A 12,595-nucleotide genomic window follows, 5' to 3' on the forward strand; every position below is an offset into this window, starting at 1 on the left:
ATGTTTCATCGGATACTCACCTTAATTATCAAAGAGCTGCAATTACTTCTCCGTGAGCGGCAGACCCGTACGATCCTGATCGTACCGGTAATTTTTCAGATGATTTTGTTCCCGCTGGCGGCAACGCTGGAAGTCACCAACGCCACTATCGCCATTTATGATGAGGACAAAGGCCCCGCATCCATTGAACTGACCCAGCAGTTTGCCAAAGCCAGTGCGTTTTCTGATGTGCTGCTGATCCAGAACCGGCATGATGTACAGGATGTGATTGATAACCGCAAAGCCCTGCTGCTGGTGCATTTCCCGCAGAATTTCAGTGCACAGCTCGCCGCACAGAAACCGGCACAGCTGCAAATCCTGCTCGACGGACGAAACTCCAACAGTGCGCAGATTGCCGCCAATTATGTTCAGCAAATCACCGCGCATTACCAGCAGGAGCGGATGCCGCAGGCGGTCACCAGTGAGCTGGTGGTGCGCAACTGGTATAACCCGAATCTGGATTACAAATGGTTTATCGTGCCGTCGCTGGTGGCGCTGATCACCACCATCGGCGTGATGATTGTCACCTCTCTCTCTGTTGCCCGTGAGCGGGAACAGGGTACGCTGGATCAGTTGCTGGTTTCGCCGCTGACCACCGGTGAAATCTTTGTTGGTAAGGCAGTTCCGGCACTGATAGTGGCCACGGTCCAGGCCAGTATTGTGCTGGTGATCGGCATTTTCGCTTACCGCATCCCCTTCTCCGGTTCACTGATCCTGTTTTATTTCACCATGATGGTGTACGGCCTGTCGCTGGTCGGGTTCGGTCTGTTAATCTCCGCACTCTCCGCCACCCAGCAGCAGGCCTTTATCGGCGTGTTTGTCTTTATGATGCCTGCCGTGCTGCTGTCCGGTTATATTGCCCCGGTGGAGAATATGCCGGTCTGGCTGCAACATATCACCTGGGTCAATCCTATCCGCCATTTTAATGAAATCACCAAACAGATTTACCTCAAAGATGCGGATTTCAGTGTTATCCGCCAGAGCCTCTGGCCGCTGCTGGTGATTGCCGTGACCACCGGAACCGCCGCCTATGCGTTGTTCCGGCGCAAGATTGCGTGAATCAGAACGTAAAAAGGCCGGTTTTCACCGGCCTTTCATTGTTACATCCTGTTCTGTCTGTGATTAGCGGCGGTCGCCCAGCAGGCGCAGCAGCATCAGGAACAGGTTGATGAAGTCCAGGTACAGCGACAACGCACCCACGATCGCATAGCGGCGCATGGTGTCTTTGTTGTTGCTGTCAATCTGCTCACCCAGCTCACGCAGTTTCTGAGTGTCATACGCGGTCAGACCGGCAAACACAATCACACCGATATAGGTGATGATCAGTGTCATACCTTCGCTTTTCAGCCAGATATTAACCAGTGACGCGATGATAATACCAATCAGCCCCATAAACAGGAAGTTACCCATCCCGGACAGGCTGCGCTTGGTGGTGTAACCGTAGATACTCAGCGCACCGAACATCCCTGCCGTGATAAAGAAGGTGCTGACGATAGATGCATCTGTATACACGATAAAGATACTGGAGAGCGTCAGCCCTGTCAGTGCGGAATAGAGCATAAACAGCCCGGTCGCCATGGACGCGCTCAGGCGCTCAACCATGCCGGAGATAATCCAGACCAGTGCCAGCTGAGCAATAATCAGGCCGAAGAAGGTGATTTTGCTGGAGAAAACAAAGCTCATAATCGCCATCGAGTTAGACGAATACCAGGCGACGAAGGCAGTCAGCAGCAGGCCGCACGCCATCCAGCCGTAAACCTGGGCCATATAAGCCTGAATACCGGAGCCCGCCTGTGAAACTATCGAGCCGTTAGAACGAGGAAATCGGTCCATGATGGATAACCCTTTCATCTGTATCAAATTGTTTATCGGATGATAAACGACCAAGGACTATAGATTATCACATAAAAAGGGTGTTGCCAGCAGGCAAACTGTCAGGAATTCTCCCCATTTCTTTACAAACAGAGAATATTTTTAACCTGATGTACAGCCGCCGGAAAAAATCCGGCGATCAGGAGGTTATCAGCGGTAAATTACCAGCGATCTGCGGCTTTCTGGTCGCTTTCTCTGGCATCCACCCAGCGGGTGCCGCCTTCCGGCAATGTCTCTTTTTTCCAGAACGGCGCGCGGGTTTTTAAGTAATCCATCAGAAATTCAGCCGCTTCAAATGCCATGCCGCGATGGGCAGCACTGACACCGACAAACACAATCTCATCATTCGGGTATAAACTGCCGACCCTGTGGATCAGCGTCACCCGCTGTAATTCCCAGCGCTCACGCGCCTGTGTGACAATATCCGCCAGCGCTTTTTCGGTCATGCCCGGGTAGTGCTCCAGCGACAGAGCCGCCACATTATCACCCAGGTTATGATTGCGGACTTTACCGGTGAATGTGACCACTGCGCCGTCATCCGCGCAACCGGCCAGCCACTGATATTCCTCACCGACACTGAAATTGTCCGTCTGAACAGCAATCCGGGTATTATTCATGGCTCAGCCTCCGGTGACCGGCGGGAAGAACGCGACTTCGTCACCGTCTGTCAGCGGGTGCGACAACGGCACAAAAGACTGATTCACCGCACACAGCAGTTTGCCGGATTCCAGCGCCAGCGCCCAGCGCTCACCGCGCTCACATAACGCGGCCCGTAAATCTTCCGCTGTGGCGTAATCATACGGCAGAGAAAGCTCATCGGTATTCACCAGCTCGCGCACCTGCGCGAAAAACAGTACCTTAATCATGCGTCCGCCTTAAAATGTCCTGATTTCCCGCCGCTTTTTTCCAGTAACCGGACAGGGCCGATAACCATATCCTTCTGCACCGCTTTGCACATATCATAAATCGTCAGTGCAGCCACAGAAGCCGCAGTCAGGGCTTCCATCTCCACCCCGGTTTTACCGGTCAGACGGCAGCAGGATTCAATACGCACACGGGATGTGTCCGGCTCCGCGCTCAGCTGAACCTCCACTTTGCTCAGCATCAGCGGGTGACACAGCGGGATCAGATCCCAGGTTCGTTTAGCGGCCTGGATACCGGCGATACGGGCTGTCGCAAAGACATCCCCTTTGTGATGGTTGCCGTCAATAATCATCTGTAAGGTTTTGGCATCCATGGTGATAAAGGCTTCGGCGCGCGCTTCGCGGACAGTTTCCTGCTTTCCGGACACATCCACCATGTTGGCTTCGCCCGCCGCATTAATATGGGTGAGTTGAGACATGTAAACTCCTGATATGACCGGCGGATCAGCCGCCGATAACGGATAAATTCGGGGTAATACCGCTGTCCCCCTGATGGAGGAAATGGGTTTCGCGTTTGTGCTGCAATGCGCGCTGAAGTCGTGCTTTCAGCTCCGCATCGTGTCCGTCTTCCGCCAGCAGGTCACGCAGCGTGATCCCCTGCTCACCGAACAGGCACAGATGCAGATTACCGACCGCCGACACCCGCAGACGGTTACAGCTCTGACAGAAGTCTTTTTCATACGGCATGATCAGGCCGATTTCGCCCTGATAATCCGGATGACTGAACACCTGTGCCGGGCCGTCACTGCGGGCACGCGCCACCTGCTGCCAGCCTGCCTGTAACAGACGGGCGCGGATAACATTGCCGGAGATATGGAAACGGCGGAACACATCGCTGCCGTCACCGGTTTCCATCAGTTCGATAAAACGCAGCTGGATCGGGCGGTCTTTGATCCAGTTCAGAAATGCAGGCAGATGGATGTCATTGACATTCTTCATCAGCACCACATTCACTTTCACCTTCTCAAAACCGGCGTCAAACGCGGCATCGATACCACTCATCACCTGCATGAATTTATCCTGCCCGGTGATAGCGTGAAACTGGCGCGGGTCGAGGCTGTCAACGCTGACATTCACGGCGCTCAGCCCGGCGGCACGCCAGTCGCGGATATCCCGTGCCATGCGGTAACCGTTGGTGGTCACGGCAATGGTGCGGATATTCTCATTTTCGCGGATAGCGGCAACGATATCGGTAAAATCGCGGCGCATGGTCGGCTCACCGCCGGTCAGACGGATTTTTTCCGTGCCCAGCTGAGCAAATGCGCGGGTCACCCGGCGGATTTCGCCGAGAGAAAGAAAGGATTTGTGTCCGTTTGGTTTATAACCATCAGGCAGACAATAGTTGCAACGGAAATTGCAAACGTCTGTCACGGAGAGGCGCAGATAATAAAATTTGCGCGCAAAGGGATCTGTCAGTTGTTCAGTCATAACACCTTTCCAAATACGGGAGATGCGGACATTTCTATCCTGCACCCTGGTGGCACTCGTGAGTGTCACGGCCAGCTCACCCTATTTCCGGTTCTGACCTGAAACGTAGGTGTGAAGGCTAGGAGTTAATCGTTGTCATTAATGCTGTTAATAACCACGCTAAGTGAATTGATTCTAGCGTTGCCCTGCGGGAATTACCATGACAAATACGCTATATATCTTATTATACAACGAGTTACCGGGCCTCCGGGAAAAGGAACGGATACGCCGGATAACGAAAATTTCACACAGTTTTTCAATTAATTAGCAAATCCATTATAGGTCACTGAATAAATAATAAACAGCAAACCGCCGGAAATACGGCGGTTTGACAGGAAAATTATTTACCGGTTTCTTGATCTGACACAGGTATAGCAGGCCCGGTCAGTCCAGTGTAACGTGATAGAAAATAACGGATTTATGATTCATTCTCAGTGTCTCCTGCGGGCGGAATCCGTTACGCTCTGCCAGCCGGATGGAGGGTTTATTCTCTGGAGCAATAATACACACGCATTCATTAATACCGCGCACCTCTTTCAGCCAGTTCAGTATGGCTCCCAATGCTTCACCGGCATAGCCCTTACCGTGTGCCCGCTTTGTAAACACCCAACCCGCTTCCGGATAGTGGCTGATGTCTTTTTCCATTTCACGGTAAAAATCCGCAAAACCGATATCCCCGATATACTCTCCGGTGCTTTTCTCCCTGACCGCCCAGTAACCATAGCCCAGCAGCGGCCACAACCCGAGATACGCCAGCATCCGCATCCAGCTGTCACGCGGTGTGGAGATTTGTCCTGCCATAACATGATGCGTTACCACCGTGTCTGACCACATATCAGCAACCGCCGCATGATCTTCTCTGCGGTGGGCACTCAGGATCAGACGGTCAGTTTCCAGCACCGGAATGGTGCACGTCAGGTCATTCATGATGTTCTTCCTGTCATTTATTGATTTTTGTTATTGATGTTTATTTGTGATGCTTTCAGTCACCGCATTCACTCATACCATGACTTCCCTGCCGCTGCCACTTCTGAATCACACGTAAAAGTACGCAGCAAAAAGATAATTTATCTTTATGATTGACCGGAGTTTGATAAATCTCAGTATCGTGACGCGAAAAATTGGTTTTTATGATAGATTACCGCGCAAATAAATATGAAAACTCAGGGAATGCATAAACACTATGGGAAACCGCACACTCACGTCGCTGGAACATGTTGTTGCTTTAGGCGGAGGCCACGGGCTGGGACGGGTGATGTCCTGCCTGAACGGTCTGGGATCGCGGCTGACCGGCGTGGTCACCACCACGGATAACGGCGGCTCCACCGGCCGGATCCGCCGGGCGGAGGGCGGCATTGCCTGGGGCGATATGCGCAACTGTCTCAATCAGATGATCACGGAGCCGTCGATTGCTTCCACCATGTTTGAATACCGTTTTAGCGGTAACGGCGAACTGGCGGGACATAACCTCGGCAACCTGATGCTCAAGGCGCTGGATCATATGAGTGTGCGTCCGCTGGATGCCATCAATCTGATCCGCAATATGCTGAAAGTCAAAGCTAAATTGATACCGATGTCGGAAACGCCGGTCGACCTGATGGCTATCGACAGCGAAGGTCATGAAGTGTACGGCGAAGTGAATGTCGATCAGCTGACCTGCCCGCCGCAGGAGTTACAGCTATCCCCGCCGGTGAAAACCACCAAAGAGGCGCTGGATGCCATCTGCCGCGCGGAACTGATTATTATCGGGCCGGGCAGTTTCTTTACCAGCCTGATGCCGCTGATGCTGCTGCCCGATTTCACCAAAGCCATTAATTTTAATCAGGCGCCGATGATCTATATTGAGAATCTCGGCAAAGAACTGAGCCCGGCCGCGGCGTCCCTCAGCCTGAGTGAAAAAATCGCCGTGATTGAAAAACGCATCGGCCGCAAACGGATAGATGCAGTGGTGTGCGCACCGCATATCAATACCGGCGACCTCGGCGACCGCCTGATTGTCAGAGAGGTCCTGGAGGCACAGGATGTACCGTACCGCCATGACCGCCGCCTGCTGCTGAGTGCGCTGGATAAAACAATCGCCCTGCTGCCCTGATCCCGTCAGGAGTTGGCAATAAACTGCTCACGCAGCCCCTGTAATTCATCCCGTACCGCTGCCGCCTGTTCAAATTCCAGATCCTGAGCGTGGCGGTACATCTGTGCTTCCAGCTCCTGAATTTTAACTTCCAGCTCTTTCGGCGACATACGCTGATAATCGCTGCTTTTCGCGGCTGCTTTCCCTTTGCCTTTATTCTTCGCCCCAGCTGACGGCTGGCCGATTTTAAGGATATCGCCAATCTTTTTATTCAGCCCTTTCGGCACAATACCGTTTGCTTCGTTAAACGCCATCTGCTTCTCTCTGCGGCGTTCGGTTTCCTCAATAGCCCTCGCCATTGAGTCAGTGATTTTATCGCCGTAGAGAATCGCTTTGCCGTGCAGGTTACGGGCGGCACGACCAATGGTCTGGATCAGTGAACGTTCGGAACGCAGGAAGCCTTCTTTGTCCGCATCCAGAATCGCCACCAGCGACACTTCCGGCATATCCAGCCCCTCACGCAGCAGGTTGATACCCACCAGCACATCAAACTCCCCGAGACGCAGATCGCGGATAATTTCCACACGTTCCACCGTATCGATATCCGAGTGCAGATAACGCACCCGCTCGCCGTGCTCTTCCAGATATTCGGTGAGATCTTCCGCCATCCGTTTGGTCAGCGTGGTGACCAGCACACGCTCATTTTTCTGTGCGCGGATGCGGATTTCAGACAGCAGATCATCCACCTGAGTGGTTACCGGACGCACTTCCACTTCCGGATCGAGCAGCCCGGTCGGCCGGACCACCTGTTCAACCACATCAGACCCGGATTTCTCCGTTTCATATTTGCCCGGCGTGGCGGACACATAAATGCTCTGCGGCGCGAGGGATTCAAACTCCTCAAAGCGCAGCGGACGGTTATCCAGCGCGGACGGCAGACGGAAACCGTACTCCACCAGCGTTTCTTTGCGCGAACGGTCTCCTTTGTACATCCCGCCGATTTGCGGAATGGTGACGTGGGATTCATCAATTACCAGCAGGCCGTCCGCCGGCAGGTAATCAAACAGGGTCGGCGGGGATTCACCGGATTTGCGTCCGGAGAGGTAGCGTGAGTAGTTTTCGATACCCGAGCAGTAACCCAGTTCATTCATCATTTCCAGATCAAACTGAGTGCGCTGGGCGAGGCGCTGCTCTTCCACCAGTTTGTTGTTGTCGATCAGGAATTTGCGCCGCTCCGCCAGCTCCGTTTTAATCCCTTCCATCGCCTCAATGATGCGCTCACGCGGCGTTACATAGTGGGTTTTCGGGTAAACGGTAAAGCGCGGCACCTGATAATGGATATGGCCGGTCAGCGGATCAAACAGCGACAGGCGCTCGACCTCATCATCAAACAGTTCCACGCGCAGTGCGTAATCATCAGATTCCGCAGGGAAAATATCCACCACTTCACCGCGCACACGGAATGTACCGCGCTGAAAGGCCTGGTCATTACGGGTGTACTGGAGATCGGAAAGCCGGTGCAGGATCGAGCGCTGATCAATGATCATCCCCTCGGTGAGGTGCAGCATCATCTTCAGGTAGCTGTCCGGATCACCCAGCCCATAGATAGCGGAAACGGACGCCACCACCACCACATCCCGCCGCTCCAGCAGGGCTTTGGTGGCAGAAAGCCGCATCTGCTCAATATGTTCGTTTACTGAGGCATCTTTTTCGATAAAGGTGTCAGAGCTCGGGACATAGGCTTCCGGCTGATAATAGTCGTAGTAAGAGACAAAATATTCCACCGCGTTTTCCGGGAAGAAATCTTTAATCTCACTGTAAAGCTGCGCGGCAAGGGTTTTGTTGGGCGCCATGATCATGGTCGGGCGGTTCAGCGTGGCGATAACATTGGCAATGGTGAAGGTTTTCCCCGAGCCCGTTACCCCAAGCAGCGTCTGATGCGCCAGCCCGTCTTCCAGGCCCTCAACCAGTTTTGCAATGGCCTGCGGCTGATCACCGGCCGGTTTAAAGTCAGAATGCAGTTTAAATAGTTTGCTCATTGGCCCCCCTGCGCGAATAGGGTCACTATGATACTGGATAAAAAACCAGCTTCAACCCCCGGCAGAAAAAATCCGTTATTTTGTGATTTTTTGCTTGCAAAACCGGGGAAAATTTTATTGGCTTTCCACAGTTATCCCCAAAAAAAAAGCACTTGCAATTTTAAATTATGCTGAAATCTGATGCCCCTCTGACCAATTGCTATTTTTCACGCCGGAGGACCCTTGATTTTATTTATCTAATTGTTATTTATGAATAAATCATAAAAGCCCGATTTTACAACAATGTCAGTGAAAGCCCCGTTCCTGCAAGGATAGCGTGAGTTTTCTAAAGTTAATACACAGGGTTATCCACAGGAATAGTGGATAACTTAATAAAGTCGTTTGCCGGTGCATGGTTGCGTGACATTGTGCAGTCATAAAATTGTCACTCTCAGCACAAAGAGAAAAAATAATTCAGGATTTTTTCCTGATAAAAAACACCCGGCCGGAAGATTTGCCGTGATCCCGGCACGATCCGTCCGGATGCAGGATCAGTGCGCGGAAACCGGCAGTGAAAGATAGCCGGATAAGTCCTGATTCATCGGGTCCGGCAGATGCGGTAACACACCCAGGCACGGTGCCGGGATCAGGTTATTCAGTGTCGCCAGATACTCCGGCTGACGCAGGCCCGGCGGTGTGACTTCATTCGCCACCCAGCCCGCCAGGGTCAGTCCGGCCTGCTGTATCGCCAGTACAGTCAGTAACGCGTGATTAATGCAGCCGAGCTTCACCCCGACGACGAGGATCACCGGCATCCGCATTTGTGCCGCCCAGTCCGCATAACTTTGTGTGGCCGACAGCGGCGTAAACCATCCGCCCGCCCCTTCGGTCAGTACCCAGTCAGCCTGCTGATTTAAGGCATGCAGCCCGTCAGTCATCACCGAAAATTCCAGCGGGGTTTGAGTCAGTTCGCTGACAATGTGTGGTGATGTCGGCTCGGCAAAGGTATAGGGGTTAATCTGCGCGTAACTGACCGCCGGTACCGTATGCCGCCACAATGCCAGTGCATCACTGTTGCGCAGCCCCTCCTCCGTCATCTCACTGCCCGAGGCTACCGGCTTATACCCCGCGCAGCAGAAACCGGCGTTGCGGGCCGTTTGCAGCAGGGCGCAGCTGACCACGGTTTTACCGGCATCCGTATCGGTGCCGGTTAAAAACCAGTTATTTTTCAACATGTATGACTCCGTACTGAATAAGATAGCTGAGCGGAAATACGCCGTCTTCGGCGGGATAATGATTCGCCAGCTGAATGAGTTTATTGCGTGTCATCAGCCCGGCAGCACGTCCCTGATGAACATGGGTAGCTCCAATCCCCTTGAGGGAGTGCAGCAGCGCGGGCAGAGAATCAAAGGAGAGCCGGTAACACACTTCTGACAAAGTATGCCGGTAAGGCTGACAGGCGGCGGAAACCGCCTCACGGCTGAGAAAACCGTTGGCGTGACGGTTGCTGTCCACCCGGGAAAACGCCTGATTCAGCTCGTCCAGCGACCCGCTGAGCAGGGTGGAAAACGCCACCACACCACCGGGCCGGGTTACCCGCATCAGTCCGGCCAGCGCCGCCGCCAGTGAATCACACCACTGCACCGCCAGATTGCTGAAACAAAAATCAAACTGATTATCCGCAAAAGGCAGCTGTTCGATATCCCCCTGCACATAACGGGTCGCCCGCTGCTGCTGCCGGGCGTGTGCCAGCATGTCAGGGGAGAGATCAAACGCCGTCACACAGCGGCAATCCGCTTTCCACTGTTCACTGAAAAACCCGGTACCGCAGCCTGCATCCAACCCGTGCAGTTCCGGTAATAACAGCCCGGAAAGCGCCTGTGTGGTCAGGCGGCGCAGATGGTATCCGGTTTTCTGCTGAAGGTGCGCCACGGTGTCATAGTGTCCGGCGGCACGTCCGAAAGCCGCGGCAACAGCGGCTTTATTCACAGGGGCGGTAGTGACGGCAGAATGCATCCAGCGCCTCCGTAAGCTGTGTGATATCGTCGCGGTGATGGGCGCTGGTCAGCGTGATGCGCAGACGGGCAGTATTCGGCGGTACGGTCGGCGGACGGATAGCTTTCACCCACAGGCCGCGCTCCTGTAAATAGTGCGACAGTGCCAGAGCAGCACGGTTATCCCCCACGATCAGCGGCTGGATCGCCGAGGCGGACGGCAGTAATTGCAGCGGCAGATGCGCCACCCGCTCACGAAAGAAGCGGATATTTTCCGCCAGTGTGTCCCGTAATCCGTCACCACGGCGGATTTCCCGCACCGCAGCCTGAATGGCACACGCCTGTGCCGCCGGGAAGGTGGTGCTGTAGATAAGATGACGGGCATACTGCGTCAGATAATCCGCCGTCTGTGCATCACACAGCACCGCCGCGCCGCTGACCCCGACCGCTTTGCCGAAGGTGACAATCTGAATATCCGGGCGTATTCCTGCCGCATCACAACTGCCCCGCCCTTCACGGCCGCAGACACCGATACCGTGCGCATCATCCGCCATCAGCCGCGCGTTATGCTGCCGGGTGAGCGGCAGGATCGCCGCCAGCGGCGCGGCATCCCCGTCCATACTGAAGATCCCTTCAGTGACCACCAGGGTTTTGCCGGTACTGTTATCTGTCCGGCTCAGCCGGGTACTGAGATGGGCAGTATCATTATGATGAAAACGGCTGAATTCAGCGGGTGAATGCATCGCCGCTTCCATGATGGAGGCGTGAGCGAGTTTGTCGCAGATAAGGTGGTCGCCGCGCTGCATCAGTGCGGTGATCACCGCCTGATTAGCACTGAAACCGGAGACGAACAGGATCGCCCGATCAAACCCGAGCCACTCCGCCAGCATCTGTTCCAGATCCCGGTGTGCCGTGGTGTAACCGGTGACATGACCGGATCCGCCGCTGCCCACGCCGTATTGCCGGGTACCGTCACACCAGGCGCGGATCACCGCCGGGTGGCGGCTGAGGCCGAGATAATCATTACCGGAGAAATTCACGGCACGTCTGCCGTTAATCAGAAGAGTGCGCCCGTCCGCGCCGCCATTGGCCTCGCGGCGGCGTACCGCATCCTGTTCCTGCGCCTGCTGCAGGCGCTCAGAGAGAAAAGTCTGCCACATGGTACGGCTCACAGGGCTGCGTTATAGAATTTTTCGTCATCGCTGTGGCTGATGGCATCCAATAAAGAATCCGTCTCTTCATTGTCACCCCGGGTAACATGGATGGCTTCGCGTTTGATCCCCAGCTTTTTAAACAGGGCAATATCGGTATTTTCTTCCGGGTTGGTGGTGGTGAGCAGTTTGCAGCCGTAGAAAATGGAGTTCGCACCCGCCATAAAGCAAAGCGCCTGGGTCTGTTCATTCATCATTTCACGACCGGCGGAGAGGCGCACATGAGACGTTGGCATCATAATGCGGGCAACCGCGATGGTGCGGACGAAATCAAACGGATCGACTTCCTCATTATCCTCAAACGGCGTGCCTTTGATTTTCGCCAGCATGTTGATCGGTACACTTTCCGGTGCTTTCGGCAGATTCGCCAGCTGTACCAGCATCGCCGCGCGGTCGCGCACCGCCTCACCCAAACCTAAGATCCCGCCGGAGCATACTTTGATCCCCGCATCCCGCACATTGTCGAGGGTGTCGAGTCTGTCCTGATAGGTCCGGGTGGTGACAATCGAGCCGTAAAATTCCGGCGAGGTATCGAGGTTGTGGTTATAGTAATCCAGACCTGCTTTGGCAAGGCGCTCCGCCTGTGAGCTGTTCAGCATACCGAGTGTCATGCAGGTTTCCATACCCAGCGCCCGCACTTCTTTCACCATGGTTTCCAGGTACGGCATATCGCGCTCATGAGGATTCTTCCACGCCGCGCCCATACAGAACCGGGTCGAACCGGCTGCCCGCGCCTTACGCGCCGTCTCCACCACCTGCTGTACTTCCATCAGACGCTCTTTTTCCAGCCCGGTCTTGTATCGCGCACTCTGCGCACAGTATTTACAATCTTCCGGACACGCCCCGGTTTTGATGGAAAGCAGTGTGCTGATCTGCACCTGCTGCGGGTCAAAATGCCGGCGATGTATGGTCTGAGCTTCATACAACAGTTCAAAAAAAGGTTTTTCAAACAATGCATTGGCTTCTTTTAATGTCCACTGACGACCTTGACTCATAACTG

The 12,595-nt window shown here is 54.2% G+C and carries 13 protein-coding genes and 1 riboswitch; of the genes, 2 read left to right on the forward strand and 11 right to left on the reverse strand.

Translation table 11 applies throughout. The annotated features are described in order from the left end of the window. Positions 1-1,098 (forward strand): ABC transporter permease, encoded by a 1,098-nt coding sequence (locus JL661_RS12770; RefSeq protein ID WP_062772263.1) that lies wholly within the window; start codon positions 1-3, stop codon positions 1,096-1,098. A gap of 63 nt (positions 1,099-1,161) precedes the next feature. Here JL661_RS12770 and JL661_RS12775 read toward each other — a convergent pair whose 3' ends face one another. The 6 genes from JL661_RS12775 to JL661_RS12800 form a co-directional block, all read right to left on the reverse strand. Next, the gene (locus JL661_RS12775) at positions 1,162-1,872 is read right to left on the reverse strand and encodes a Bax inhibitor-1/YccA family protein (protein WP_062772260.1); all 711 of its coding nucleotides are present in this window, start codon (positions 1,870-1,872) and stop codon (positions 1,162-1,164) included. Positions 1,873-2,072: 200 nt separating this feature from the next. Beyond that, positions 2,073-2,528: a molybdopterin synthase catalytic subunit MoaE gene (gene moaE / locus JL661_RS12780; RefSeq protein ID WP_004235696.1), complete on the reverse strand. Its 456-nt coding sequence runs from the start codon at positions 2,526-2,528 to the stop codon at positions 2,073-2,075. Positions 2,529-2,531: 3 nt separating this feature from the next. Further along, the gene (moaD, locus tag JL661_RS12785; RefSeq protein WP_024474126.1) at positions 2,532-2,777 is read right to left on the reverse strand and encodes a molybdopterin synthase sulfur carrier subunit; all 246 of its coding nucleotides are present in this window, start codon (positions 2,775-2,777) and stop codon (positions 2,532-2,534) included. After that, positions 2,774-3,253, reverse strand: a complete 480-nt coding sequence (gene moaC, locus JL661_RS12790) for a cyclic pyranopterin monophosphate synthase MoaC (protein WP_004235693.1) — start codon at positions 3,251-3,253, stop codon at positions 2,774-2,776. Before moaC ends, moaD begins: the two co-directional genes overlap by 4 nt. Before the next feature lie 25 nt (positions 3,254-3,278). Beyond that, entirely contained in the window at positions 3,279-4,262 is a 984-nt protein-coding gene (gene moaA / locus JL661_RS12795) for a GTP 3',8-cyclase MoaA (protein WP_049243032.1), read from the reverse strand. Then, positions 4,250-4,399: riboswitch (molybdenum cofactor riboswitch) on the reverse strand. Its footprint overlaps the gene before it by 13 nt. Before the next feature lie 286 nt (positions 4,400-4,685). Beyond that, the gene (locus JL661_RS12800; protein ID WP_004235690.1) at positions 4,686-5,228 is read right to left on the reverse strand and encodes a GNAT family N-acetyltransferase; all 543 of its coding nucleotides are present in this window, start codon (positions 5,226-5,228) and stop codon (positions 4,686-4,688) included. A 256-nt stretch (positions 5,229-5,484) separates the two neighbouring features. On the opposite strand from JL661_RS12800, the gene JL661_RS12805 reads away from it, so the two are divergent. Then, complete coding sequence (locus JL661_RS12805; RefSeq protein ID WP_004235688.1) at positions 5,485-6,393, forward strand: gluconeogenesis factor YvcK family protein; 909 nt, start codon at positions 5,485-5,487, stop codon at positions 6,391-6,393. A gap of 5 nt (positions 6,394-6,398) precedes the next feature. On the opposite strand, the gene uvrB is transcribed toward JL661_RS12805, so the two are convergent. The 5 genes from uvrB to bioB form a co-directional block, all read right to left on the reverse strand. Then, a complete protein-coding gene (gene uvrB / locus JL661_RS12810) occupies positions 6,399-8,411 on the reverse strand; it encodes an excinuclease ABC subunit UvrB (RefSeq protein WP_004235687.1) in 2,013 nt (670 codons plus the stop codon). A gap of 530 nt (positions 8,412-8,941) precedes the next feature. Next, on the reverse strand, positions 8,942-9,625 hold the full coding sequence (gene bioD / locus JL661_RS12815; RefSeq protein WP_004235686.1) for a dethiobiotin synthase: 684 nt from the start codon (positions 9,623-9,625) through the stop codon (positions 8,942-8,944). Further along, positions 9,612-10,406 carry a malonyl-ACP O-methyltransferase BioC gene (gene bioC / locus JL661_RS12820; RefSeq protein WP_062772619.1) on the reverse strand — a complete coding sequence of 265 codons (795 nt, stop codon included), beginning with the start codon at positions 10,404-10,406 and terminating at the stop codon, positions 9,612-9,614. The genes bioD and bioC overlap by 14 nt, the downstream gene beginning before the upstream one ends. Then, positions 10,372-11,544: an 8-amino-7-oxononanoate synthase gene (gene bioF, locus JL661_RS12825; protein WP_032098858.1), complete on the reverse strand. Its 1,173-nt coding sequence runs from the start codon at positions 11,542-11,544 to the stop codon at positions 10,372-10,374. The genes bioC and bioF overlap by 35 nt, the downstream gene beginning before the upstream one ends. A gap of 8 nt (positions 11,545-11,552) precedes the next feature. Next, a complete protein-coding gene (bioB, locus tag JL661_RS12830) occupies positions 11,553-12,590 on the reverse strand; it encodes a biotin synthase BioB (protein ID WP_004235683.1) in 1,038 nt (345 codons plus the stop codon). Positions 12,591-12,595 lie beyond the last annotated feature (5 nt).

The sequence above is a fragment of the Morganella morganii genome (assembly GCF_019243775.1).
In the GTDB taxonomy this organism is placed as follows: domain Bacteria; phylum Pseudomonadota; class Gammaproteobacteria; order Enterobacterales; family Enterobacteriaceae; genus Morganella; species Morganella morganii.